Here is a 25,587-nt window from a genome sequence, read left to right as displayed (position 1 = left end):
GTTCCTCATAACCCTGCTTTCAAACTTGCTTCGATAAATTGGTCCAGGCTGCCGTCCAGCACCGCCTGCGTGTTACGGGTTTCGACACCGGTACGCAGGTCTTTGATGCGGGAGTCATCAAGGACGTAAGAACGGATCTGGCTGCCCCAGCCGATGTCAGATTTGTTATCTTCCATCGCCTGTTTCTCAGCATTTTTCTTTTGCATCTCCAGCTCATAAAGCTTCGCTTTCATCTGCTTCATGGCCTGGTCTTTGTTTTTATGCTGCGAACGGTCGTTCTGGCACTGTGTTACCAGCCCGGTAGGAATGTGGGTAATACGCACCGCAGATTCCGTACGGTTAACGTGCTGACCACCCGCACCGGAAGCGCGGTAAACGTCGATACGCAGATCTGCCGGGTTGATTTCGATGTCGATATCGTCGTCCACTTCCGGATAGACAAACGCGGAACTGAACGAGGTATGACGGCGACCGCCGGAGTCAAACGGGCTCTTACGCACCAGGCGGTGAACGCCGGTTTCAGTACGCAGCCAGCCGTAAGCGTAATCGCCAATAATCTTGATGGTGACAGATTTCAGGCCTGCCACTTCGCCTTCAGACTCTTCGATGATCTCAGTCTTGAAGCCGCGGGCTTCAGCCCAGCGCAGATACATACGGGTCAGCATGCTGGCCCAGTCCTGTGCTTCTGTACCGCCGGAACCGGCCTGGATATCCAGGTAGCAGTCGGCGCTGTCGTACTCGCCGGAGAACATACGACGGAATTCCAGCTGCGCCAGCTTCTCTTCCAGCACGTCGAGCTCTGCGACGGCTTCGTTGAAGGTCTCTTCGTCGTCGGCCTCAACGGCCAGCTCCAGCAGCCCGGAAACGTCATCCAGACCCTGCGCCATTTGATCCAGCGTATCTACGATAGCTTCGAGAGAGGAACGCTCTTTACCCAGCGCCTGTGCGCGTTCAGGTTCGTTCCAGACGTCCGGCTGTTCCAGCTCGGCGTTTACTTCTTCAAGACGCTCTTTCTTGGCATCGTAGTCAAAGATACCCCCTAAGAACGTCAGAGCGCTCTGTGAGGTCCTGAATGCGGTTTTTTACCGGATTAATTTCAAACATGGTCTGTTTTCTTTTATGGACGAGTCAAAATGCGGTGTAAGGGCGGAATTGTACCGGATTCACGCCCTGTTTTATAGCGGAATAGTGATGCTAAAGTGGCCAGATATGGTCGATGATGATTTGCAGGGTGCGGTTGCCGCGAAACTCGTTGATATCGAGTTTATAGGCCAGTTCGACTTCACGTACGCCGTTGTCCGGCCAGATAGCGGTATCGACGTTAAAGGCGATGCCGTCCAGCAGCGGGCCACCGCCCACCGGTTCTACCATCACCTTCAGATGACGTTCCCCCACCAGACGCTGCTGCAGCAGGCGGAAACGCCCGTCAAACAGCGGCTCAGGGAACATCTGTCCCCACGGACCGGCATCGCGCAGCATCTGCGCCACCTCCATGGACATTTCAGCCGGGGCTAACGGGCCATCGGTAACCACTTCACCCTGTAACAGGGCAGGATCCAGCCAGTCGGTAACCAGTTCGCTGAACAGACGCTGGAACTGGTCGAATTTCGCCTCCTCCAGCGACAGTCCCGCCGCCATAGCATGGCCGCCAAATTTGAGCATCAGCCCTGGATGCAGCGTATCAAGACGCTCCAGCGCATCGCGCATGTGCAGCCCCTGAATGGATCGACCAGATCCTTTCAGCGTGCCGTCTCCGGCCGGAGCAAAGGCGATCACTGGACGGTGGAAACGCTCTTTGATGCGCGAGGCCAGAATCCCCACCACGCCCTGATGCCACTCGGGATGATACATCGCCAGCCCGCCGGGCAGCGTATCGCCGCTGCGCTCCAGCTTTTCGCACAGGGTCAGGGCTTCGGCCTGCATCCCCTGCTCGATCTCTTTGCGGGTCTGGTTCAGGGCATCCAGCTCGTTGGCCAGCACGCGCGCTTCGCCGATGTTGTCGCACAGCAGCAGCGCCACGCCCACCGACATATCATCCAGCCGCCCTGCGGCGTTCAGACGCGGTCCCAGGGCAAAACCCAGGTCGCTGGCCGCCAGCCGCTGCTGATCCCGGTTGGAGATCTCCAGCAGCGCCTTAATGCCCGGACGGCATTTCCCCGCACGAATGCGGTTTAAGCCCTGCCAGGTCAGAATACGGTTGTTGGCATCCAGCGGTACCACGTCCGCCACGGTGCCCAGCGCCACCAGATCGAGGAATTCAGCCAGATTAGGCGCCGCAATGCCCTTCGCCTCAAACCAGCCTTCATCACGCAGCCGTGTACGCAGGGCCAGCATCAGGTAGAACGCGACCCCCACCCCCGCCAGCGATTTCGACGGAAAGTCGCAGTCGCGCAGGTTAGGGTTAATGATTGCTTCCGCCGCCGGCAATGTATCGCCGGGCAGATGGTGATCGGTGACCAGCACCGGGATCCCGAGCGCATGCGCCCGATCGACACCAGCATGGGATGAGATCCCATTGTCCACGGTGAGGATCATTTGTGCGCCGCGGGCATGGGCCTGATCGACCACTTCCGGGCTCAGGCCGTAGCCATCCTCGAAGCGGTTCGGCACCAGGTACGAGACGTTATCGCACCCCATCGCCCGCAGGCTGAGCACGCTCAGCGCGGTACTGGTGGCGCCATCGGCGTCAAAGTCCCCTACCACGATAATGCGCGTCCCTTCCCGCAAGGCGTTGTACAGCAGCTCCGTGGCGCGCTCGACGCCGCTCAGCTGCTGCCAGGAGAGCATGCCCTTTACGCTGCGCTCAAGGTCGTCTGCATTTCGCACGCCACGGCTGGCGTATAGCCGACGCAACAGCGGCGAGAGTTCTGCGGGTAGCGCAGCGCTCTCGTCCACTTCACGACGACGAAGTTGTGTCGAAGATTTCACGCGAATTATTTACCGCCAAACTGTTTCTGGTGCGCGTCGAGGAACTCTTTCATCTCTTTCGGCCCCTGGTAGCCCGGCACGACGTAGCCGTTGCTCAGCACGATTGCCGGCGTACCGGTCACGCCAAACTGCACGCCCAGCGCGTAGTGATTAGCAATGTCGATATCACAGGAGGCAGGCTGAACGCCTTTGCCGCTCATGGCGTCATCAAAGGCTTTGTTGCGATCTTTCGCACACCAGATGGCCTTCATATCCTGCTCAGGCTGGCTCTGCACGCCCGCACGCGGGAAGGCGAGATAACGCACGGTGATCCCCAGCGCGTTGTAATCTTTCATCTCTTCATGCAGCTTGTGGCAGTAGCCGCAGGTGATGTCGGTAAACACGGTAATGACATGTTTTTCCTGCGCCGCTTTGTAGACGATCATCTCTTTTTCCAGCGCGTTCAGGTTTTTCATCAGCATCTGGTTAGTCACGTTAACCGGCTGCGCGCCGCTCACGTCGTACAGCGGCCCCTGGATAAAGTGCTTACCGTCTTCGGTTACATACAGCACGCCGCTGTTGGTCAGCACCGTTTTCATACCGGCTACGGGCGCAGGTTGAATTTCACTACTGGTGACGCCGAGCTTCGCCAGAGACTGTTTGATGGCCGCATCGTCAGCATGCGCCAGACCGGTTAAAGATGCTGCCAGCAGAGAGAACAGCACTAAAGACTTTTTCATATGGGTTCCTGTTACAAGTCATCACTCACGCGCGTGGGTGATGCTGTTGGTGTAGCTGCCGCAGGCGTTCCGTCGCGACATGCGTGTAGATTTGCGTCGTTGAGAGGTCACTGTGACCAAGCAGCATCTGGACCACGCGCAGATCGGCGCCATGGTTCAGAAGATGGGTCGCAAAAGCGTGACGCAGAACGTGCGGCGAAAGTTTTTCACTGTCGATACCTGCCAGTGTGGCGTAATGTTTGATGCGATGCCAGAAGGTTTGACGCGTCATTTGCTGCGCACGCTGGCTGGGAAACAGCACGTCAATGGAGACACCGTTCAGCAACCACGGACGGCCATGCTGAAGATAGTTCTCCAGCCAGTAAACCGCCTCTTCGCCCAGCGGCACCAGACGTTCTTTATTGCCTTTACCGATCACCCGCACCACGCCCTGGCGCAGGCTGATATCGCTCATCGTCAGCCCCACCAGTTCAGACACGCGCAATCCTGTGGCGTATAGCACTTCAAGCATCGCTTTATCGCGTAACTCCAGCGGTTGGTCAACCACCGGCGACTGTAATAATCTCTCAACTTGTGCTTCGCTGAGATCTTTTGGCAGACGCTGAGGCAATTTTGGCGACGCCAGCGCCGCGCTGGGATCGTCGGAGCGTAATTTCTCGCGATACAGGTGCTGAAACAGACGCCGCATGGCGCTTAACAGCCGTGCGGAGCTGGTGGCTTTATATCCCCCTTCCATTCGCTCGGCAAGCAGGGCCTGCAAATCGTCGCTTTGCGCCGTGGCAAGAGAGAGGCCGCGATGGTGTAACCATGCCACCAGCATAGCCAGATCGCGTCGGTAGGCGCTAAGGGTATTCTCGGCAAGATTCTTCTCCAGCCAGAGCGCATCGAGAAACTGTTCGATGAGTGAGAGATCCTTTTCCACGTCCGCCTCTTTCGTTCTGCAATAGGGCATTATGCCTGAATGGGTGTTGTTTCTGGTACACTACTCGCAAAGTCATAGCAAGTATTGAGACATTTTAGCGATGAATATTGGTCTGTTTTATGGTTCCAGCACCTGCTACACCGAGATGGCCGCAGAGAAAATTCGCGACATTATCGGCCCGGAACTGGTCACCCTGCATAACCTTAAAGACGATGCCCCATCGATGATGGAGCAGTATGACGTGCTCATTCTGGGCATCCCGACCTGGGATTTCGGCGAACTGCAGGAAGACTGGGAAGCCATCTGGGATCGGCTCGATTCCCTGCAGCTTGAAGGCAAAATCATCGCGCTGTACGGCATGGGCGATCAGCTGGGCTACGGCGAATGGTTCCTCGACGCGCTGGGTATGCTGCATGACAAGCTGGCACCGAAAGGGGTGACGTTCATCGGTTACTGGCCGACAGAAGGCTATGAATTTACCAGTAAGAAACCGATCATCGCCGACGGCCAGCTGTTTGTCGGACTGGCTCTCGATGAAACCAACCAGTACGACCTCAGTGAAGAGCGCCTGCAGAACTGGTGCGAGCAGATCCTCGGTGAAATGGCGGAGCAGTTCAGTTAAACCGCTATCGCCCCTGCGTCGGCTGCTGTGAAATCATCCGACGCAGATCCCGCCACTCCCCTTCTTCCATACTGTCTGCCGCCAGCCATAAATGATGGCAGCGTTGTCCTGCGCCTTTGCGCAAGCGCAGCATCATGCCGGAATTGAGCATCCACGGCGTGCCGACAATCTCCCATTCGTTGCCCAGCCAGTGCAGCCGGGAATCCATGAACAGTTTGATTTCACCCTGGCGGGCGTTAATGCGCCGCTGGCTGCGTACGCTATCAAACACCACCAGCGACAGCAGTATCAGCCATAACGGGGTGTAGCTCAGCGGCCACGGCATCAGCAGAATGAAGGCCGCGACCAGGCCGTGGAGCAGAAGAGACATCCACTGGGAGCGCCACGAGACGCGTAGATCAGATTGCCACAGGACCACGTTCCCGATTCCGTGTCTGAATTAAAAGCACCATCCGTTGCAGTTCGGTGTCGGCGGGTTCGCCGTGATTCATCAACCAGTTGAATAAGTCAGGATCGTCGTTCTCCAGCAGGCGGATAAAGAGCTGCTTATCCTCATCGCTCAGGCTGTCATATTCGTATTCGAAGAACGGCATGATGGAGATATCGAGTTCGCGCATGCCGCGACGGCATGCCCAGTGAATGCGGGCTTTGTTATTAATGTCCATGTCTGGTTCCTGCATAACGTTGAGTTCAGGCAGTGTTCCGTTCGTACCGGCTGCGAAAGGCGCTCTACCGGGATGAAACGGCCTCTAGTGTAACGTGTTTTTTGCTGTTTCATTACTGGAATATTACGTTCCTGGAGCAGGCTTCCACAAAAAACCACAATAAATAAGCGTGTTCATCTGTTTTGCGTGGCGTTACGCAGAATAGCCTGAGGGCACGAATAGCCTGTTGAAACCGCTTGCAATGGCGACAGTCTCTTTTACCATTAGGCATTATCAAAGCGTTAAGCAATTCAGGACATCAATATGGCATTTACACCGTTTTCTCCGCGCCAGCCTGTCGCCTCTGCGCGTCTGCCGCTGACGCTTATGACCCTTGATGACTGGGCGCTGGCGACCCTCGTCGGCGCAGACAGCGAAAAGTACCTGCAAGGCCAGGTGACCGCTGATGTCAGTCAGCTGACCGAACACCAGCACCTGCTGGCGGCGCACTGCGATCCGAAAGGCAAGATGTGGAGCAACCTGCGTCTGTTCCGCCGTCAGGACGGTTTCGCCCTTATCGAACGCCGCAGCCTGCGCGACGCACAGCTCGCCGAACTGAAAAAGTATGCGGTGTTCTCCAAAGTCACCATTGCCGCCGATGACGAACTGGTGCTGCTGGGTGTGGCGGGCTTCCAGGCGCGCGCTGCGCTGAAAAATCTGTTCAGCGAACTGCCTGATGCAGAAAAACAGGTGACCACCGACGGGGTCACCTCCCTGCTGTGGTTTGAACATCCGGCAGAGCGCTTCTTGTTGGTGACCGATGTCGCCACCGCCGAGCGCGTGACCCAGGCCCTGCGTGGCGAAGCGCAGCTGAATAACAGCCAGCAGTGGCTGTCGCTGAACATTGAAGCGGGCATCCCGGTGATCGACGCCGCCAACAGCGGGCAGTTTATTCCCCAGGCGACCAACCTGCAGGCGCTTGGCGGTATCAGCTTTAAAAAAGGCTGCTACACCGGCCAGGAGATGGTGGCACGCGCGAAGTTCCGCGGCGCCAACAAACGCGCCCTGTGGTATCTGGCGGGTAAAGCCAGCCGCGTACCGGAAGCCGGTGAAGATCTGGAACTGAAAATGGGTGAAAACTGGCGTCGTACCGGCACCGTGCTGGCTGCCGTTCAGCTCGACGATGGTCGCCTGCTGGTTCAGGCCGTGATGAATAACGATATGGAGCCGGACAGCGTGTTCCGCGTGCGCGAGGATGTGAACACTCTGAGCATCGAGCCGTTGCCGTATTCGCTGGAAGAGTAATGCTGTTAGTGCCGGATGCCGGGTGGCGAAGGTAAAAGCAAAACGGTAACCCAAGGTTACCGTTTTTTATGTTTGCTCCCTCTCCCTGTGGGAGAGGGTCGGGGTGAGGGCATCAGGCCGCACATTACAATCAAACCTGCCCGACGTACAAATAGATCGCCAGGAAATGGCACACGCTGCCGCCCAGCACAAACCCGTGCCAGATCGCGTGGTTATAGGGGATGCGCTTACAGACGTAAAAAATGACCCCCAGCGAATAGACCACGCCACCCACCGCCAGCAGCGTCACGCCGCCCGCCGCCAGTTTTACTGCCAGCTGATAGACCACTATCAGCGACAGCCAGCCCATCGTCAGGTAAGTCACCAGCGACAGGACCTTAAAGCGGTGCGCGATAGTGAGTTTAAACAGGATCCCCAGCAGGGCCAGGCTCCAGATAACAATCATCAACCCACGCGCCAGCGGCGAATCCAGCCCGACCAGCAAAAATGGCGTATAGGTTCCGGCAATCAGCAGATAGATGGCGCAGTGGTCGAATTTTTTCAGCCAGATCTTGGCCCGCTGATGAGGAATGGCATGGTAAAGAGTGGACGCCAGGAACAGCAGGATCATACTCCCGCCATACAGGCTGTAACTGGTGATCGCCAGCGCGCTGGCATTGGTGTCGACGGCCTGAACCAGCAGCAACACCAGCCCGACAATGCCAAACACCAGGCCGACTCCGTGACTAATACTGTTGGCTATTTCCTCAGCCAGCGAATATCCCTGTGTGGTTAATGGTTTGCTAACCATAGATAACTCCGGGAAAACAAAAGTGAATAGTGCATCGCTGACTATGCTAACTGAGAATGATTCCAGTGAACACCTGTTAGCTAAAATAAATATCGTCTAAAACTTTATTTATGACAATCATAGGTTTGAGTGATTATTTCAGCTAACGGGCGTTCACATCAAACCTCAAAGACATTTAAAATCAATAACATAAAACTGTTGCTGGTCAGGGTAAATTTCTGTAATCACCCCCTTCAGTTCGTCCAGGGTCATGTTCTCCTGCTGAGCATGATTTTCCGTTAATGTATCAAGCGTTACCGTCGAGGTTGCTGTGACTTCGATGGTGCAAAAATAGCCGTCATCCTCATAGCGCCCTACCCGCAGCACGTCACCCGCGCTGAAATGTGATTCGCTTTCATCGCGAATGGTGATGGTTTTACGTCCGGCCAGAATGTCATCCTGAAAACGCTGAAAAAAAGTAATGTCGTTTGGCTGCATGTTATTATTCCCTGAAGATGAAGTCTGATGAGTGAGTTTAGCCACTGTGAGCATGTTCTCCCATTCCGCCATTGCCAGTCTCAATAATCTGGAGATGATGGTCTACAACACCGTCATCAAAAACCGCGATCGGGTGATGTACATGACCATACGCGAACTGGCGGATGCGGCGGGAGTGTCCACCACCACCGTGCTGCGCTTTTGCCGCAAGCTGAACTGCGATGGCTACTCTGAATTCCGCGTGCGGTTTAAATTATATCTTGAGCAGAACGAACCGCAGCAGGCTAATTTTGGCGCCAGTGAGATTATCAGTTTTTTCAAGAGTGTAAATAACGACGAATTTGACGCGCTATTAAATGAAGCGGTGGAAATTATATTATCCTCCGAGCGTATTATCTTTGTCGGGGCAGGTACGTCCGGCTCGCTGGCGAAATATGGCGCGCGTTTCTTTTCCAATATTGGAAAATTCAGCAACCATATCGACGATCCTTATTTCCCGGTCACTAATGATATGGCGAAAAACGCGCTGGCTATTGTGCTCTCGGTCTCGGGCGAAACCGAAGAGATCCTGCGCTTCGCCAGCCAGTTCAGTCTGCATCACTGCAAGGTGCTCTCTATCACCAGCCACGAGCACTCGCGTCTGGCTAAATTAGCGGATTTCAATCTCTCCTGGCACGTGCCGCAAACGCGTATTGGCGGCGTGTACGATATTACTACCCAAATTCCGGTCGTTTATATTCTCGAATCGCTGGGACGTAAACTGGCGAAGAAATTAACAGAATAAAACACCCTGTTTTTTCGGTGTGACAAATTACAATTCCGGCGAATTGTTATATCGTGACTTTTTATTTCCCTTTGTTAGACTCAAAAACAATAGTAATAAATGAGATTAGCAAAGATGAAAAAACTCACCTTACCAAAAGACTTTTTGTGGGGCGGCGCGGTTGCGGCGCATCAGGTTGAAGGCGGCTGGAACAAAGGCGGCAAAGGCCCGAGCATTTGCGACGTGCTGACCGGCGGCGCGCACGGCGTACCGCGTGAAATCACCCAGGAAGTGGTTGAGGGTAAATACTACCCGAATCACGAAGCCATCGACTTCCACGGCCACTATAAAGAAGACATCAAGCTGTTTGCCGAGATGGGCTTCAAGTGCTTCCGCACCTCCATCGCATGGACCCGCATCTTCCCGAAAGGTGATGAAACCCAGCCTAACGAAGAGGGGCTGAAGTTCTACGATGACATGTTCGATGAGCTGCTGAAGTACAACATCGAGCCGGTGATCACCCTCTCCCACTTCGAAATGCCGCTGTATCTGGTGCAGGAATACGGCGGCTGGACCAACCGTAAGGTGGTGGATTTCTTCGTTAACTTCGCCGAAGTGGTGTTTGAGCGCTACAAGAGCAAGGTCAAGTACTGGATGACCTTCAACGAAATCAACAACCAGCGTAACTGGCGCGCGCCGCTGTTCGGCTACTGTTGCTCCGGCGTGGTCTATACCGAGCATCAAAACCCGGAAGAGACCATGTACCAGGTGCTGCATCACCAGTTCGTGGCCAGCGCCCTGGCGGTGAAAGCGGCTCGCCGCATCAACCCGGAGATGAAAGTCGGCTGTATGCTGGCGATGGTGGCGCTCTATCCGTTCTCCTGCAAACCAGAAGACGTGATGTTTGCTCAGGAATCAATGCGCGAGCGTTATGTCTTTACCGACGTGCAGCTGCGCGGTTACTACCCGTTCTACGTGCTGAACGAGTGGGAACGTCGCGGCTTCACCATCAATATGGAAGCGGGCGACGAGCAGATCCTGCGTGAAGGCACCTGTGATTATCTCGGCTTCAGCTATTACATGACCAACGCGGTGAAAGCCGAAGGCGGCACCGGGGATGCGATCTCCGGCTTCGAAGGCAGCGTGCCGAACCCGCACGTTAAAGCATCTGACTGGGGCTGGCAGATTGACCCGGTGGGCCTGCGTTACGCCCTGTGTGAACTGTATGAGCGCTATCAGAAGCCGCTGTTTATCGTGGAAAACGGTTTTGGTGCCTACGATAAAGTGGAAGAAGACGGCAGCATCAACGATGACTACCGCATCGACTACCTGCGCGCGCACGTGGAAGAGATGATAAAAGCGGTCACTTACGACGGCGTGGATCTGATGGGCTACACCCCGTGGGGCTGCATCGACTGCGTATCGTTTACCACCGGCCAGTACAGCAAACGCTACGGCTTTATCTATGTGAACAAGCACGACGACGGCACCGGCGACATGTCCCGTTCACGCAAAAAGAGCTTTAACTGGTACAAAGAGGTCATTGCCAGCAACGGCGAGACGCTTTAATTATCCCCTCACCCCGCCCTCTCCCCAAAGGGGCGAGGGAGAAAAGACCGCACCGAGCAGTACCCTCTCCCCTATGGGGAGAGGGTTAGGGTGAGGGGTAATTTATTTCCCGCCCGCTAACTCAATAAAACTCCCCGTCACGTACGAGGCTTTCTCGCTCAGCAGCCAGACAATCGCCTGCGCCACCTCTTCCGGCTGACCGCCGCGCTGCATCGGCAGCATCAACTTCACCCGATCCACGCGCCCGGGTTCACCGCCGGAGGCATGAATTTCGGTATAAATCAGCCCCGGACGTACGCAGTTCACGCGGATACCCTGCGCCGCCACTTCCAGCGACAGCCCGGTCGTGAGGGAGTCCACGGCCCCTTTCGATGCTGCATAATCCACATATTCCCCCGGCGCGCCGAGTCGCGAGGCCGCAGACGACACATTGACGATCGCCCCGCCTTTCCCGCCGTGCTTCAGCGCCATGCGTTTCACCGCTTCACGACAGCAGAGGAAATACCCGGTCACGTTGGTGGCCAGCACGCGGTTAATCCGCTCGGCGGAGAGATTTTCGATGGTGCTCTGCTCGAACAGAATACCGGCGTTGTTGACCAGGGCGGTGAGGGGCTCGCCTTCGCGGTCGAGGCTTTCGAACATGGCCATAACCTGGGCCTCGTCGCTGATGTCCGCGCGCAGGGCAAAGGCCTTGCCGCCCTCTTCGACAATCTGATTGATCACATCGGTGGCGGCTTTGATGTTGTGGTGATAATTCACCGCTACGGTGTAGCCTTCACGTGCCAGTTGAAGCGCCGTCGCTTTGCCGATCCCGCGGCTGGCGCCGGTTACTAATGCTATTGCCATCTACAACCTCCGGATAAAAAAAGCCGGGTGACGCTTGCGCTTACCCGGCCTAGAGTATGGCAGAGAGTTACTGGTATTCGCTCATCGGCACGCAGGAGCAGAACAGGTTACGGTCGCCGTAGACGTCATCAAGACGCTTCACGGTCGGCCAGTACTTGTTAGCAACGCCTGCCGGGAAGACCGCCAGCTCGCGGGAGTAACCGTGGTTCCACTCAGCCACCAGCTCGTGCTGGGTGTGCGGAGCGTTCACCAGCGGGTTATCTTCCAGCGTCCATTCGCCATCCTGAACGCGATCGATCTCCATGCGGATCGCCAGCATCGCGTCGATAAAGCGGTCCAGTTCGGCTTTGCTTTCAGACTCGGTTGGTTCCACCATCAGCGTACCTGCAACAGGGAACGACATGGTCGGGGCGTGGAAGCCGTAGTCGATCAGACGCTTGGCAATGTCCAGCTCGCTGATGCCGGTCTGCTCTTTCAGCGGACGAATATCGAGAATACATTCGTGCGCCACGCGACCGTCACGGCCGGTATAGAGTATCGGATAGGCAGACTTCAGACGCGTAGCGATATAGTTGGCGTTCAGGATCGCCACCTGGCTTGCCTGCTTCAGCCCTTCTGCGCCCATCATGCGGATATACATCCAGCTGATTGGCAGAATGGACGCGCTACCGAACGGTGCCGCAGAGACTGCGCCCTGACGGGTGAGCATGCCTTCGATCTGCACCACGCTGTGACCCGGTACGAACGGTGCCAGGTGCGCTTTCACGCCGATTGGACCCATGCCCGGGCCGCCACCGCCGTGCGGAATGCAGAAGGTTTTGTGCAGGTTCAGGTGCGACACGTCCGCGCCGATAAAGCCTGGGGTGGTGATGCCCACCTGGGCGTTCATGTTGGCGCCATCGAGGTAAACCTGGCCGCCATACTGATGCACGATCTCGCACACTTCACGGATGGTCTCTTCATACACGCCGTGGGTGGACGGATAAGTGACCATGATGCAGGAGAGCTTATCGCCGGTCTGTTCCGCTTTCGCACGCAGGTCGGCCAGGTCGATGTTACCGTTCTTATCGCAGGCCACAACCACCACTTCCATCCCTGCCATCTGGGCCGATGCCGGGTTGGTGCCGTGGGCAGAACTTGGGATCAGGCAGATATCGCGATGGCCTTCGTTGCGGCTCTCGTGGTAGTGGCGGATGGCCAGCAGGCCCGCGTATTCACCCTGTGCGCCGGAGTTTGGCTGCATGCAGAGTGCGTCATAGCCGGTCAGTTTTACCAGCCAGTCTGAGAGCTGGTTGATCATCTGATGATAACCTTCCGCCTGGTCAGCCGGGCAGAACGGGTGCAGCTCAGCGAATTCCGGCCAGGTGATGGGGATCATCTCGGCAGCGGCGTTCAGCTTCATGGTGCAGGAGCCCAGCGGGATCATCGCCTGGTTCAGGGCCAGATCTTTACGCTCCAGGGAGTGCATATAGCGCATCATCTCGGTTTCGCTGTGGTAGCGGTTAAAGACCGGATGGGTCAGGATCGCATCGTCACGCAGCATGCTCTGCTGGATGGAGCGGCTGTCGTGCGCCACCTCTTTATCGAGCGCGTCCACATTCAGGCCGTGGTCGTCACCTAGGAGGACGTTGAACAGCACCTGCACATCGTCACGGGTGGTGGTTTCATCCAGGGTGATGCTGACCGCATTCAGGATGTCGCTGCGCAGGTTGATCTCAGCTGCTTCAGCGCGTGCCAGCACGTTCGCTTTGTCGGCCACTTCAACGCACAGGGTGTCGAAGAAGTGCGCGTGACGCAGTTTTTGACCTTTCTGCTGCAGGCCGCAGGCCAGAATATCGGCCAGGCGATGAATACGGCCGGCGATACGCTTAAGGCCAGCCGGGCCATGATAGACGGCATACAGGCTGGCGATGTTGGCCAGCAGTACCTGAGAGGTACAGATATTGGAGTTCGCTTTCTCACGGCGGATGTGCTGCTCGCGAGTCTGCATCGCCATGCGCAGGGCGGTGTTACCGGCCGCATCTTTCGATACGCCGATAATACGACCTGGCATGGAGCGCTTGAATTCATCTTTTGCGGCGAAGAAGGCCGCGTGAGGACCGCCGTAACCCATCGGCACGCCGAAGCGCTGCGCAGAGCCGAAGACGATGTCCGCACCCTGCTTGCCCGGCGCGGTTAACAGCACCAGCGCCATGAAATCGGCCGCCACGCTGACGACAACTTTGCGCGCTTTCAGCCCGGCAATCAGCGTGCTGTAGTCATGCACTTCACCGGTGGTGCCAACCTGCTGCAACAGCACGCCGAACACATCCTGGTGATCCAGCACTTTATCGGCATCATCAACGATCACCTCAAAGCCAAACGTCTCTGCACGGGTACGCACCACGTCCAGGGTTTGCGGGTGAACGTCGGCCGCGACGAAGAAGCGGTTTGCGCCCTTCAGCTTGCTGACGCGTTTTGCCATGGCCATGGCTTCTGCAGCGGCGGTGGCTTCATCCAGCAGCGAAGCCGAGGCGATGTCGAGACCGGTCAGATCCAGCGTGACCTGCTGGAAATTGAGCAGCGCTTCCAGACGCCCCTGAGACACTTCCGGCTGATAAGGGGTATAGGCCGTGTACCAGCCCGGGTTTTCCAGCATGTTACGCAGGATCACCGGCGGTAACTGCACGTTGGTGTAGCCCATGCCAATGTAAGACTTAAAGCGCTTGTTCAGGCTGGCAATGCCTTTCAGTTCCGCCAGCGCGGCGTATTCAGTGGTCGATTCCCCCACCTGCGGCGGCGTGGCGAGCTGAATATCCTTTGGCACAATCTGGCCGATCAAGGCGTTGAGCGAATCCGCGCCAACCGTCTTCAGCATCTCCTGCTGTTGCTGAGCATCCGGCCCAATGTGACGTTCAATGAAGGCGCCACGGTTTTCAAGCTGGCTTAAAGTCTGTGTCATGAGCGATGGTTCCTGAAACGTGCAGTGAATCGTAGTTGTCTGTAACTCTGTTACCCGGTGGCGCTAACGCTTACCGGGCCTACGTTGTCTCGCCTCTCCCTGAATGGGAGAGGGAGAAAACGCTTATTCGTCTTCTAACAGTGCTTCATAGGCTGTTGCATCCAGCAGGGCGGCAACTTCCGCTTCGTCGCTGGCTTTGATTTTGAAGATCCAGCCTTCGCCGTAAGGCTCGCTGTTGACCAGCTCCGGTGAGTCGCTCAGCGCGTCGTTAACCGCCACGATTTCGCCGCCGACCGGAGCATAGATGTCAGATGCCGCTTTTACGGACTCGGCTACCGCGCAGTCGTCGCCTGCGGTGACGGTCGCGCCCACTTCCGGCAGATCCACAAAGACCATGTCACCTAACAGCTCCTGAGCATGTTCGGTGATCCCAACGGTATAAGTGCCGTCGGCTTCTTTGCGCAGCCACTCATGTTCTTTGCTGTATTTCAGTTCTGCTGGCACATTGCTCATTGAATTTCTCCTGATAAAAATAATTAGGCGACCGGTTTACCGGCGCGAACAAAAATCGGTTTGGTCACGCGGACCGGCATTTCGCGGTTGCGGATCTGCACCACGGCAGTCTCGCCAATGCCCGCCGGAACACGCGCCAGAGCAATACTGTAACCCAGCGTCGGAGAGAAGGTGCCGCTGGTGATAATGCCTTCGCAGTGGTTGCCGTTCGCATCGGTGAAACGTACCGGCAGCTCGCCGCGCAGGACGCCTTTTTCGGTCATCACCAGGCCAACCAGCTGTTCGGTGCCCTTCTCGCGCTGCATTTCCAGCGCTTCACGGCCGATAAAGTCGCGATCGGCAGGTTCCCAGGCGATGGTCCAGCCCATGTTGGCCGCCAGCGGAGAGACGCCTTCGTCCATCTCCTGACCGTATAAATTCATACCGGCTTCCAGACGCAGCGTATCGCGCGCGCCGAGCCCCGCCGGTTTAACGCCCGCTTCCACCAGCGCACGCCAGAAATCGGCCGCTTTTTCGTTCGGCATCGCAATTTCATAGCCCGCTTCACCGGTGTAGCCGGTGGTCGCCACAAACAGATCGCCCGTCTGCACGCCAAAGAACGGCTTCATGCCTTCGGTGGCCTGACGCTGCTCATCGCTGAACAGGGAGGCCGCTTTTGCCTGCGCGTTTGGGCCCTGCACCGCGATCAGCGACAGATCGTCACGCACGGTAATGTCGATGGCGAAGGGTTCTGCGTGTTGGGTGATCCAGGAGAGGTCTTTTTCGCGGGTGGCGGAGTTAACAACGAGGCGGAAGAAATCATCAGAGAGGTAATAGACAATCAGGTCGTCAATCACGCCGCCGGAGGCATTCAGCATGCCGGAGTAGAGCGCTTTACCCGGCTTTGTGAGCTTAGCCACGTCGTTTGCCAGCAGATAGCGTAAAAACTCCCGGGTGCGGCTGCCGTGGAGATCGACAATGGTCATGTGAGAGACGTCGAACATACCGGCATCGGTGCGCACCGCATGATGCTCATCAATCTGCGAACCATAATGCAGCGGCATCATCCAGCCATGGAAATCGACCATGCGTGCACCGCACAGGGTGTGTTGTTCGTACAAAGGCGTCTGTTGAGCCATCTTATCCTCGTTGAATGAGCAGGGCTGTCTTGCGTTTCAAGGTGAAAAAATCACCACAAAACCCGGCATCGGCATCGCTCCCGGACGCCGACGCAAACGTTCTCTTTCCTCTGAACTTACCACCGAAAACGGTGGTTAACCATAAGGCAAAATGGGTCATCACATTAGCTTATGGTCAAAAAAGCCAACAAAGCGTACAGAGTTATTCACTATAAAAATGCGAAACGTTCCGCACAAAAGCAAAGTCAACAGCCTGGAGTTGAGCACAGGATGATATTTACTGCGGAAAAACGCGCGGAATTTCCGTAACATAAAAACAGCCAGATTAGATAATCTAATGCGAAAAAGTCAGTGAAATTAGATTATTTCAAACGAGGGGAATTTCCCGGCCCACAGGCCGGGGGAAGAAAGTGTGATGGGGGTCTGGTTTACTGAAGCCAGTCCGGCAGATCGTTAAGCCCCATCGCCTGACGCAGAAGTTGAGGTTTAACGCCTGGAAGGGTATCAGCCAGTTTCAGGCCGAGGTCGCGCAGCAGTTTTTTCGCCGGGTTCGCCCCGGCAAACAGTTCGCGGAACCCCTGCATACCTGCCAGCATCATTGCCGCGCTGTGTTTGCGGCTGCGCTCGTAGCGACGCAGATAAAGGTGCTGACCAATATCCTTGCCTTCGCGATGCAGTCGGCGCAGTTCGTCCACCAGTTCGGCGGCATCCATAAAGCCCAGGTTTACGCCCTGCCCGGCCAGCGGATGAATGGTATGCGCCGCGTCGCCCACCAGCGCCAGACGATGCGCGGCAAACTGGCGCGCATAGCGGCCGGTCAACGGGAATACCTGACGCTCGCTTTCCACGGAGCACAGCCCCAGCCGGTTATCAAACGCCACGCACAAAGCCTGATTGAACTCCTCGGCTGACGCCTCCTGCATCTGCTGGGCCTTCTCGGGCGCCAGGGACCAGACGATCGAACAGAGATGCGGATCGCTGAGCGGCAGGAAGGCCAGAATGCCGTCATTGTGGAAGATCTGCCGGGCCACGGCCTGATGCGGCTCCGCCGTGCGAATAGTGGCGACCAGCGCATGGTGGCGATAGTCCCAGTACGTTAGCGGAATGTCGGCTTTATTTCGCAGCCAGGAGTTTGCGCCATCGGCCCCCACCACCAGGCGAGCGGTGAGCATGTCTCCGCTTTGCAGGGTAATAAAGGCGTCGTTTTCACCCCAGGCGACCTGCTGCAGCGCAGCAGGCGCAATCAGCGTAACATCGCTGCACTGCTGCGCTTTCTGCCACAGAGCATGGTGGATGACCGCATTTTCAATGATATGCCCGAGATGGCTGTAGCCCATGCTCTCGTCATCAAACGCGATATGCCCGAAGCTGTCTTTATCCCACACTTCCATCCCGTGATAACAGCTGGCGCGTTGGGCGATAATCTCCGACCAGACGCCGACGCGGGTCAGCAGCTTTTCACTGGCGGCGTTGATCGCCGAGACGCGTAGCTCAGGCGGCGCGTCGGGAGCGACAGGCTGCGGCTGCTTCTGCTCCAGCACCGCCACGCGCAGACCGCTGCCCTGCAAGCCGCAGGCCAACGCCAGTCCTACCATTCCGCCACCGACAATGGCGACATCAACATTCTGCACTTTGTTTACTCCTTAGCGAGCGACCCAACCAAGCGTCCTCTGTGCCAGCACATCTCGTGCCGGAATGAATAGTTCCATCGCCATCAACCCTGCGTTACGGCCCGCCACCAGCGGTGCCCAGCGATTGGCAAACAGATGCACCAGCCCATCGGTTACGCCGATGGTGGCCTCTTTATCGGCCTGGCGTCGTTTCTGGTAATGGCATAAGACCGGGTAGGCACCGCAATCCTGCTGTTGCGCAAACGCCTGGGCCAGCGTTTCGGCCAGGGTCATGACATCGCGCAGTCCGAGATTAAAGCCCTGCCCGGCGATGGGGTGTAACGTCTGGGCCGCATTGCCCACCAGCGCGACGCGATGGGAGACAGACTGCGACGCCGTGGTTAACGCCAGGGGATAAAACGCCCGCTTGCCGGCATGGGTGATACGTCCCAGCCGCCAGCCAAAGGCTTTTTGCAGTTCGGTGCAGAAGCGTTCATCAGACCAGCTCTGCACCTCATCCGCACTCTCCAGGGGATGGCACCAGACCAGCGAACTGCGCCCCTGGGACATCGGCAGCATGGCCAGCGGGCCGTGCTGAGTAAAACGTTCAAAGGCGCGCCCCCGGTGCGGCTCGGCGGTGGCGACGTTGGCAATCACCGCCAGCTGATGGTAAGGCTGCTGTTGCCACTGGATCCCACACTGCTGGCCGAGTGCCGAACGGGAACCGTCGGCGGCCACCAGCAGCTGTCCGTCAAGCGTCGTGCCGTCATCCAGGGTGACGCTCACCGCGTCTTCGCTGCGGGTAAAGCGCTCCACGCGCGCGGGGCAGTGCAGGGTTACGCCTGGGGCCTCTTTTAACAGACGGAACAGGCGCAGGCCCACGTCGTACAGCTCAACCACCTGCCCCAGCGCATCAATACGGTAATCCTGCGCCTCAAGGGTAACAAAGCCGGCATGGCCCCGGTCGCTGACATGAACGGTTTCGATGGCCGTGGCGCAGTCGGCTATGGCCTGCCAGATGCCGCTGCGTGCCAGCTGCTGACAGGTGCCCTGCGCCAGGGCGATAGCGCGTCCGTCAAATCCCGGATGACCGGTCGACTGTGGCGCAATGGCCTCGACCAGATGAACCGGAAGTTTGCCCTGGGTCAGGGAGGAGATCGCCAGCGCAAGCGTAGCTCCCGTCATGCCTCCGCCAACGATGATGATGCTCATGGGCGTGCCGCCGCCATCAGCGCCTCAATCTCGTCGGCATTTTTCACCACCGAAGCGGTCAGGTTCTCGTTGCCGGTTTCGGTGATGACAATGTCATCTTCGATACGAATGCCGATCCCGCGATACTCCGCAGGCACATCGGCATCCGGGGCGATATAGAGTCCCGGCTCAACGGTCAGCACCATGCCCGGCTCCAGCACGCGGGAACGTTCCGGGCCGTAGACACCCACATCATGCACATCCAGCCCCAGCCAGTGGCTCAGGCCATGCATAAAGAAGGGACGGTGCGCGTTTTCGGTAATCAGCTGTTCGACATCGCCGTGCAGAATACCCAGCTCCACCAGGCCGCTAATCATGATGCGCACCACTTCGCCGGTGACTTCCTGAATGGAGGTGCCCGGGCGGAACAGCATCAGGGCGGTGTCCAGCGAGTGCAGGACGATGTCGTAAATGGCGCGTTGGGCAGGTGTGAATTTGCCGTTCACCGGGAAGGTGCGGGTGATATCCCCGGCATAGCCTTTATATTCGCAACCGGCATCAATCAGCACCAGATCGCCATCGCGCAGTTCGGACTCGTTTTCGGTGTAGTGCAGAATGCAGCCATTTTCCCCGCCGCCAACAATCGTGTTGTAGGCCGGGTAGCGCGCGCCGTGGCGGGTGAATTCATGATGAATTTCGCCTTCGAGCTGATATTCGAACATCCCCGGACGGCATTTTTGCATCGCCCGGGTGTGGGCCAGCGCGCTGATTTCGCCTGCACGGCGCATCACGTCCAGCTCTTCCGCCGATTTAAACAGGCGCAGCTCGTGCACAGCAGGACGCCAGTCGGTAAGGGTTGCCGGAGCTTTCAGGTTTTGCCGGGAGCCTTTGCGCAGCTTATCCAGCGCGGCAAAAACGATCTCATCGGCCCAGGCATATTCACCCTGCGCGTGATAGACCACATCCAGACCATTCAGCAGTTGGTAAAGCTGCTCGTTGATCTCGCTGAACGCCAGCGCACGATCCACGCTCAGCTTTTCGGGCGCAGCCTGCTGGCCTAAGCGGCGACCAAACCAGATCTCGGCGGTCAGATCCCGGACGCGGTTAAACAGCACGCTGTGGTTGTGGGTGTCATCACTTTTAATCAGCACCAGTACCGACTCCGGCTCGTTGAAGCCGGTGAAGTACCAGAAATCACTGCTCTGGCGGTACGGATATTCGCTATCGTTACTGCGCGTGGCCTCCGGTGCGGCAAATATCAGCGCGGCGCTTCCCGGCTGCATTGTGGCCAGCAGCGCCTGCCGGCGGCGCAGATACTCTTGCTGAGTCATGACACCCTCCAGTCGTTGTTATTAGTGTAAGGTTGGTTTGCGCACTTCCGGCGCAGTCGGTTGGGTCCGCGTAAAGGTATCGTGGCAGAGCAGCGACGCAACGCGCACATACTCAATGATCTCTTCGAGGGACATCTCCAGCTCTTCCTGGTCTTCGTCCTCGTCGTAGCCCAGCTGCGCAATGTTGCGCAGATCGTCGATAGCTTCTCCGGCTTCGCCCGTCACCTTCTCAAGCTTAGGCTGCGTTACGCCCAACCCCAACAGGTAATGGTTGACCCATCCGGCCAGCGCATCGGCGCGATCGAACACGCTGACGTCATCGCCATCAGGCAGATAAAGCTGAAAAAGGAAGCCGTCATCTTCCAGCGCATCGCTGATTGCGCCATGCATGCTGCGCAACGCCTGGGCCAGATCGTGACCAAACGCCAGACCTTCGTTCGTCAGGTCGTGAACCAGCGGCAGCCATGAGCTGTCGCTGTTTCCACCACACAGCATCCCGCTGATCAGACCGTGCATTTCAGCCGGCGTTAAACCTACGCCCTGCTGGTTCAGTAACTGGCTAAGGTCGTTGTAGCCAGGCATTTCGTTCTGTATAGACATGCGCATTCGTCATCATTGGGAGGAATATTCATGGTATGCTACCACTTTGGACCCTGGTGAACCAGAATAGGGCTTGTATCTGCGCACCAGGGTAGCTATAGTGTCGCCCCTTCGCAGCCCCCGGAATCGGGTGTGAAGGCAGCGCAGTCAAACAGCAGGAAGGTGGCATGTCTGCACAACCCGTCGATATCCAAATTTTTGGCCGTTCGCTGCGAGTGAATTGTCCGCCTGAACAAAGGGATGCTTTGAATCAGGCTGCGGATGATTTGAATCAGCGGTTGCAAGATTTAAAAGAACGCACTAGAGTCACAAATACTGAGCAGCTGGTCTTCATTGCCGCGTTGAACATCAGTTATGAGCTGACTCAGGAAAAAGCGAAGACCCGCGAATACGCGGCGAGCATGGAACAACGTATTAAAATGCTCCAGCAGACCATTGAACAGGCATTGCTTGATCAGGGTCGCATTACAGACAGACCGGGGCAAAACTTTGAATAACACTTCATGGTCTACTATGGTAGAGTGACCCTGAAGGAAAAATTTCTCTGAGATGTTCGCATGCGGGCCAGTCCCCTGAGCCGATATTTCATACCACAAGAATGTGGCGCTCCATGGTTGGTGAGCATGCTCGGTTCGTCCGAGAAGCCTTAAAACTATGACGACACATTCACCTTGAACCAAGGGTTCAAGGGTTACAGCCTGCGGCGGCATCTCGGAGATTCCCTCACCTTTCTACCCAGCGACTACCATGACGCAACTTCCTGAAGTTACCTCTTCCCGTCAACACATTCGTCAGTTTATCCGTCAGCAGCGCAAAGCCTTAACGCCTGAACAACAAGCCCATTTCGCGCAACAAGCCGCGGCCCGCATGATGGCGTATCCGCCCGTGGTGATGGCGCACACAGTGGCCCTGTTTCTTTCCTTTGACGGCGAACTGGATACCCAACCGCTAATCGATGAACTCTGGCGCACCGGGAAAAAAGTCTATCTGCCGGTACTTCACCCTTTTAGCCCGGGTAATCTGCTGTTTCTGCACTACCACCCGCACAGCGAACTGGTGGTAAATCGTCTCAAAATCACAGAACCGAAACTGGACGTGCGCGACGTATTGCCGCTGGATCGACTCGACGTGCTGGTGACGCCGCTGGTGGCGTTTGATGAAAGCGGTCAGCGCTTAGGGATGGGCGGAGGTTTTTACGATCGCACCCTGCAGAACTGGCAGCAGTACGGCTTACAGCCCGTGGGCTATGCCCATGATTGTCAGGGCGTTGAAAAGTTACCGGTGGAGAAATGGGATATCCCGCTGCCTGCGGTGGTGACACCGTCGAAATTGTGGCAGTGGAGGTAAAAGCAAAACGGTAACGCCAGTTACCGTTTTTAGTTTTTGCGCCCTCTCCCCGTGGGAGAGGGACGGGATGAGGGCATCAGGCCGCACTAAACTCAGTAAAGCAGACGCGCGCGAATGGTGCCCGGAATGGCTTTCATCCCCTGCAGCGCTTTCTCTGCAACGTCCTCATCCGCTTCGATATCGATAACCACATAGCCCATCTGCGCGTTAGTTTGCAGGTACTGCGCGGCAATATTGACGCCCTGCTCGGCGAAGATTTGGTTAATGGCGGTCAGCACGCCCGGACGGTTTTCGTGGATGTGCAGCAGACGACGCCCACCGTGCAGCGGCAGCGATACTTCCGGGAAGTTGACCGCAGACAGCGTTGAACCGTTGTCGGAGTATTTGCTCAGCTTACCGGCCACTTCCAGACCGATATTTTCCTGCGCTTCCTGAGTAGAGCCACCGATGTGTGGCGTCAGGATCACGTTGTCAAACTCACACAGCGGCGAGGTGAACGGATCGCTGTTGGTCGCAGGCTCGGTCGGGAAGACGTCGATAGCCGCGCCCGCCAGGTGTTTGCGTTTAAGCGCGTCACACAGGGCCGGGATATCCACCACCGTACCGCGCGCGGCGTTGATCAGCAGTGAGCCCGGCTTCATCAGTGCCAGCTCTTCCGCACCCATCATGTTTTTGGTGGAGGCGTTTTCCGGCACGTGCAGGCTCACCACGTCGCTCATATTCAGCAGGTCGGAGAGATGCTGAACCTGAGTGGCGTTACCCAGCGGCAGTTTGCTTTCGATGTCGTAGAAGAAGACGTGCATCCCCAGCGATTCCGCCAGAATACCCAGCTGCGTACCGATGTGGCCGTAACCGATGATCCCCAGCTTTTTACCACGCGCTTCGAAAGAGCCGGAGGCCAGCTTATTCCAGATGCCGCGGTGGGCTTTGGCGTTGGCTTCAGGGATGCCGCGCAGCAGCAGCAGAAGTTCGCCGATGACCAGCTCCGCCACGGAACGAGTGTTGGAGAATGGCGCGTTAAAGACCGGAATACCGCGCTTCGCAGCCGCATTAAGGTCAACCTGGTTGGTGCCGATGCAGAAGCAGCCGATCGCCACCAGTTTTTCTGCCGCCGCAATAACGTCTTCTGTCAGATGGGTACGGGAGCGCAGGCCGATGAAATGGGCATCACGGATCGACTCTTTCAGCTGTTCGGTATCCAGCGCACCTTTGTGAAATTCGATGTTGGTGTAACCCGCCGCACGAAGGCTATCCAGTGCTTTCTGATGCACCCCTTCGACCAGCAGAAATTTAATCTTGTCTTTCTCCAGTGATACCTTTGCCATTTCCCCGACCCTGTCTGATTGTCTGAACTGTTGTTGTGCTGGATTTGAATCCGCTCCAGCCAACATATCAAAAAAAACTATTGCAGCAATATGAACGTTTGCGTCGGCACTCTGAAGAAATGTCATACAGCGTCAATTGGCAGTGAAAAATGCTGCGGAGAAATGAGAAAGCGGCAGGATCGTCAGTAGAGGGTTAGAAATGTGACACAAGTCACCGAATATCGCTTTTGCAAAAAAAGTTAGCGGGGGGAGGTTCCCCCCGTCAGATCATTTCACGATGGTTTTGACGCCATCGGCGGTGCCAATCAGCGCGACATCCGCGCCACGGTTGGCAAACAACCCTACGGTTACCACGCCTGGCAGGCTATTGATGGCATTTTCCAGCGCGACGGCGTCGAGGATCTCCAGACCGTGCACGTCCAGGATCACGTTCCCGTTGTCCGTCACCACGCCCTGACGGTATTCCGGGCGTCCGCCCAGCTTGACCAGCTCACGGGCAACCGCGCTACGCGCCATCGGGATCACTTCAACCGGCAGCGGGAATTTGCCGAGGATATCCACCTGCTTGGAGGCATCGGCGATACAGATAAACTTGTCCGCGACAGAGGCGATGATCTTCTCGCGCGTCAGCGCCGCGCCGCCGCCTTTGATCATCTGCATATGGCCGTTGATCTCATCCGCGCCGTCCACGTAAATCCCCAGACGGTCCACTTCGTTCAGATCGAAAACGGTAATGCCCAGGCTTTTCAGCTTTTCCGTGGATGCATCGGAGCTGGAAACTGCGCCCTCAATCTGGCCTTTCATCGTGCCCAGCGCATCAATAAAATGTGCTGCCGTTGACCCGGTGCCCACGCCGACAATGGTACCCGGCTGTACATACTGGAGAGCGGCCCATCCTACTGCTTTTTTCAGTTCATCCTGCGTCATGATCTCTTGCCCGTGGTGATTTTGCGTGACGCGCATTATAGAGCATTCACCTGCGCCATGTGATCTGCGAGGTCACCAATTTCGTCTGTATCAAACATAAATTTATGTCATAGTGCGAAGTATTGAATTATTTGGGAGTCAGCCAGAGCAATGAAACGTCCGGACTACAGAACATTACAGGCGCTTGATGCCGTTATACGTGAACGCGGATTCGAACGCGCAGCACAGAAGCTGTGTATTACCCAGTCCGCCGTTTCGCAACGAATCAAACAGCTTGAGAACATGTTCGGGCAGCCGCTGCTGGTTCGTACCGTGCCGCCGCGTCCTACCGAACAGGGACAAAAGCTGCTGGCGCTGCTGCGTCAGGTTGAGCTGCTGGAAGATGAGTGGCTGGGCGACGAACAGACTGGCTCCACGCCGCTGCTGCTGTCGCTGGCGGTCAACGCCGACAGTCTGGCAACCTGGCTCCTCCCTGCCCTCGCCCCGGTGCTGGCCGATTCGCCTATTCGCCTGAACTTACAGGTTGAAGACGAAACCCGTACCCAGGAGCGTCTGCGTCGTGGTGAAGTGGTAGGTGCAGTCAGTATCCAGCCCCAGGCGCTGCCAAGCTGCCTGGTGGATCAGCTGGGGGCGCTGGACTACCTGTTTGTCGGCTCTAAAGCCTTTGCTGAGCGCTACTTCCCGAACGGCGTTACCCGCGCGGCCCTGCTCAAAGCCCCTGCCGTGGCGTTTGACCATCTTGATGATATGCATCAGGCGTTTTTACAGCAGAACTTCGACCTGCCGCCCGGCAGCGTTCCCTGCCATATCGTTAACTCCTCCGAAGCCTTCGTACAGCTGGCGCGTCAGGGCACGACCTGCTGCATGATCCCGCATCTGCAGATTGAAAGAGAGCTGCAGAGCGGTGAGCTGATCGACCTGACGCCAGGCCTGCACCAGCGCCGCATGCTCTACTGGCACCGCTTCGCGCCGGAAAGCCGTATGATGCGCAACGTGACCGATGCGCTGCTGGCCCACGGTCATAAGGTTCTGCGTCAGGACTAATAAAAAAGCCGGGTCGCATAAACGCTGACCCGGCCTTGTCGCTGTATATCAAAAC

At 57.0% G+C, this 25,587-nt stretch carries 25 protein-coding genes and 1 other RNA gene; 8 read left to right on the top strand and 18 right to left on the bottom strand.

From position 1 onward, the window contains the following. Window positions 1-5: 5 nt before the first annotated feature. From prfB to xerD, 4 genes are all read right to left on the bottom strand, one after another. Window positions 6-1,104, bottom strand: a protein-coding gene (prfB, locus tag FFB58_RS17065; protein ID WP_138370509.1) for a peptide chain release factor 2 whose coding sequence is annotated in 2 segments (ribosomal slippage) — window positions 6-1,028 and window positions 1,030-1,104 — 1,098 coding nt in all. Because the reading frame shifts where the segments join, the coding sequence is not laid out codon by codon here. Window positions 1,105-1,194: 90 nt separating this feature from the next. Next, window positions 1,195-2,928: a single-stranded-DNA-specific exonuclease RecJ gene (gene recJ / locus FFB58_RS17060; RefSeq protein ID WP_039029839.1), complete on the bottom strand. Its 1,734-nt coding sequence runs from the start codon at window positions 2,926-2,928 to the stop codon at window positions 1,195-1,197. A 5-nt stretch (window positions 2,929-2,933) separates the two neighbouring features. Beyond that, entirely contained in the window at window positions 2,934-3,647 is a 714-nt protein-coding gene (gene dsbC, locus FFB58_RS17055; protein WP_039029838.1) for a bifunctional protein-disulfide isomerase/oxidoreductase DsbC, read from the bottom strand. 25 nt (window positions 3,648-3,672) lie between these two features. Continuing rightward, the gene (xerD, locus tag FFB58_RS17050; RefSeq protein ID WP_138370508.1) at window positions 3,673-4,569 is read right to left on the bottom strand and encodes a site-specific tyrosine recombinase XerD; all 897 of its coding nucleotides are present in this window, start codon (window positions 4,567-4,569) and stop codon (window positions 3,673-3,675) included. A gap of 100 nt (window positions 4,570-4,669) precedes the next feature. On the opposite strand from xerD, the gene fldB reads away from it, so the two are divergent. Then, on the top strand, window positions 4,670-5,191 hold the full coding sequence (fldB, locus tag FFB58_RS17045) for a flavodoxin FldB (RefSeq protein WP_039029836.1): 522 nt from the start codon (window positions 4,670-4,672) through the stop codon (window positions 5,189-5,191). A 4-nt stretch (window positions 5,192-5,195) separates the two neighbouring features. On the opposite strand, the gene FFB58_RS17040 is transcribed toward fldB, so the two are convergent. Together FFB58_RS17040 and sdhE are read right to left on the bottom strand one after the other, a co-directional pair. Then, a complete protein-coding gene (locus tag FFB58_RS17040) occupies window positions 5,196-5,609 on the bottom strand; it encodes a protein YgfX (RefSeq protein WP_138370507.1) in 414 nt (137 codons plus the stop codon). Beyond that, a complete protein-coding gene (gene sdhE / locus FFB58_RS17035; RefSeq protein ID WP_039029834.1) occupies window positions 5,590-5,856 on the bottom strand; it encodes an FAD assembly factor SdhE in 267 nt (88 codons plus the stop codon). The genes FFB58_RS17040 and sdhE overlap by 20 nt, the downstream gene beginning before the upstream one ends. A gap of 303 nt (window positions 5,857-6,159) precedes the next feature. Between sdhE and ygfZ the strand changes: the two genes are divergently transcribed. Then, window positions 6,160-7,140, top strand: a complete 981-nt coding sequence (gene ygfZ, locus FFB58_RS17030) for a tRNA-modifying protein YgfZ (protein WP_039029833.1) — start codon at window positions 6,160-6,162, stop codon at window positions 7,138-7,140. Window positions 7,141-7,270: 130 nt separating this feature from the next. Here the strand turns inward: ygfZ and FFB58_RS17025 are convergent, their stop codons facing one another. Next, entirely contained in the window at window positions 7,271-7,930 is a 660-nt protein-coding gene (locus FFB58_RS17025) for a hemolysin III family protein (RefSeq protein WP_039029832.1), read from the bottom strand. A gap of 165 nt (window positions 7,931-8,095) precedes the next feature. After that, the gene (gene yqfB, locus FFB58_RS17020; protein WP_039029831.1) at window positions 8,096-8,407 is read right to left on the bottom strand and encodes a N(4)-acetylcytidine aminohydrolase; all 312 of its coding nucleotides are present in this window, start codon (window positions 8,405-8,407) and stop codon (window positions 8,096-8,098) included. A 52-nt stretch (window positions 8,408-8,459) separates the two neighbouring features. On the opposite strand from yqfB, the gene FFB58_RS17015 reads away from it, so the two are divergent. Both FFB58_RS17015 and bglA read left to right on the top strand, forming a co-directional pair. Beyond that, window positions 8,460-9,191, top strand: coding sequence for a MurR/RpiR family transcriptional regulator (locus FFB58_RS17015; RefSeq protein WP_039029830.1), 732 nt, complete (start codon window positions 8,460-8,462; stop codon window positions 9,189-9,191). Window positions 9,192-9,305: 114 nt separating this feature from the next. Then, window positions 9,306-10,739: a 6-phospho-beta-glucosidase BglA gene (bglA, locus tag FFB58_RS17010; RefSeq protein WP_138370506.1), complete on the top strand. Its 1,434-nt coding sequence runs from the start codon at window positions 9,306-9,308 to the stop codon at window positions 10,737-10,739. 102 nt (window positions 10,740-10,841) lie between these two features. Here bglA and FFB58_RS17005 read toward each other — a convergent pair whose 3' ends face one another. The 8 genes from FFB58_RS17005 to FFB58_RS16970 all read right to left on the bottom strand — a co-directional run bounded on the left by FFB58_RS17005 (window position 10,842) and on the right by FFB58_RS16970 (window position 20,889). After that, window positions 10,842-11,585: an SDR family oxidoreductase gene (locus tag FFB58_RS17005; RefSeq protein WP_138370505.1), complete on the bottom strand. Its 744-nt coding sequence runs from the start codon at window positions 11,583-11,585 to the stop codon at window positions 10,842-10,844. Between the two features lie 67 nt (window positions 11,586-11,652). After that, the gene (gene gcvP / locus FFB58_RS17000; RefSeq protein WP_138370504.1) at window positions 11,653-14,526 is read right to left on the bottom strand and encodes an aminomethyl-transferring glycine dehydrogenase; all 2,874 of its coding nucleotides are present in this window, start codon (window positions 14,524-14,526) and stop codon (window positions 11,653-11,655) included. Between the two features lie 123 nt (window positions 14,527-14,649). Continuing rightward, a complete protein-coding gene (gcvH, locus tag FFB58_RS16995; protein ID WP_039029826.1) occupies window positions 14,650-15,039 on the bottom strand; it encodes a glycine cleavage system protein GcvH in 390 nt (129 codons plus the stop codon). Window positions 15,040-15,062: 23 nt separating this feature from the next. Next, complete coding sequence (gene gcvT, locus FFB58_RS16990) at window positions 15,063-16,157, bottom strand: glycine cleavage system aminomethyltransferase GcvT (protein WP_039029825.1); 1,095 nt, start codon at window positions 16,155-16,157, stop codon at window positions 15,063-15,065. Between the two features lie 428 nt (window positions 16,158-16,585). Next, entirely contained in the window at window positions 16,586-17,788 is a 1,203-nt protein-coding gene (ubiI, locus tag FFB58_RS16985) for an FAD-dependent 2-octaprenylphenol hydroxylase (protein ID WP_138370503.1), read from the bottom strand. A gap of 12 nt (window positions 17,789-17,800) precedes the next feature. Continuing rightward, window positions 17,801-18,979, bottom strand: coding sequence for a 2-octaprenyl-6-methoxyphenyl hydroxylase (gene ubiH / locus FFB58_RS16980; protein WP_138370502.1), 1,179 nt, complete (start codon window positions 18,977-18,979; stop codon window positions 17,801-17,803). Further along, window positions 18,976-20,289 carry a Xaa-Pro aminopeptidase gene (pepP, locus tag FFB58_RS16975; RefSeq protein ID WP_138370501.1) on the bottom strand — a complete coding sequence of 438 codons (1,314 nt, stop codon included), beginning with the start codon at window positions 20,287-20,289 and terminating at the stop codon, window positions 18,976-18,978. Before pepP ends, ubiH begins: the two co-directional genes overlap by 4 nt. A 21-nt stretch (window positions 20,290-20,310) precedes the next feature. Then, complete coding sequence (locus tag FFB58_RS16970) at window positions 20,311-20,889, bottom strand: YecA family protein (RefSeq protein ID WP_138370500.1); 579 nt, start codon at window positions 20,887-20,889, stop codon at window positions 20,311-20,313. Between the two features lie 167 nt (window positions 20,890-21,056). Here FFB58_RS16970 and zapA point away from each other — a divergent pair, with 167 nt between their 5' ends. The 3 genes from zapA (at window position 21,057) to FFB58_RS16955 (ending at window position 22,236) form a co-directional block, all read left to right on the top strand. Then, a complete protein-coding gene (gene zapA, locus FFB58_RS16965) occupies window positions 21,057-21,386 on the top strand; it encodes a cell division protein ZapA (RefSeq protein WP_039029820.1) in 330 nt (109 codons plus the stop codon). Window positions 21,387-21,427: 41 nt separating this feature from the next. Then, window positions 21,428-21,611, top strand: a non-coding RNA gene (ssrS, locus tag FFB58_RS16960) — 6S RNA. A gap of 25 nt (window positions 21,612-21,636) precedes the next feature. Further along, the gene (locus tag FFB58_RS16955; protein WP_138370499.1) at window positions 21,637-22,236 is read left to right on the top strand and encodes a 5-formyltetrahydrofolate cyclo-ligase; all 600 of its coding nucleotides are present in this window, start codon (window positions 21,637-21,639) and stop codon (window positions 22,234-22,236) included. Window positions 22,237-22,328: 92 nt separating this feature from the next. On the opposite strand, the gene serA is transcribed toward FFB58_RS16955, so the two are convergent. After that, on the bottom strand, window positions 22,329-23,561 hold the full coding sequence (gene serA, locus FFB58_RS16950; protein WP_039029818.1) for a phosphoglycerate dehydrogenase: 1,233 nt from the start codon (window positions 23,559-23,561) through the stop codon (window positions 22,329-22,331). 267 nt (window positions 23,562-23,828) lie between these two features. Then, window positions 23,829-24,488 (bottom strand): ribose-5-phosphate isomerase RpiA, encoded by a 660-nt coding sequence (gene rpiA / locus FFB58_RS16945; protein ID WP_138370607.1) that lies wholly within the window; start codon window positions 24,486-24,488, stop codon window positions 23,829-23,831. A 150-nt stretch (window positions 24,489-24,638) separates the two neighbouring features. Here rpiA and argP point away from each other — a divergent pair, with 150 nt between their 5' ends. Next, window positions 24,639-25,532: a DNA-binding transcriptional regulator ArgP gene (gene argP / locus FFB58_RS16940; RefSeq protein ID WP_039029817.1), complete on the top strand. Its 894-nt coding sequence runs from the start codon at window positions 24,639-24,641 to the stop codon at window positions 25,530-25,532. Window positions 25,533-25,587 lie beyond the last annotated feature (55 nt).

The sequence above is a fragment of the Enterobacter sp. MF024 genome, from assembly GCF_005843915.1.
Lineage (GTDB): Bacteria > Pseudomonadota > Gammaproteobacteria > Enterobacterales > Enterobacteriaceae > Enterobacter > Enterobacter barmai.
This window is presented reverse-complemented; position numbering and strand designations above follow the sequence as displayed.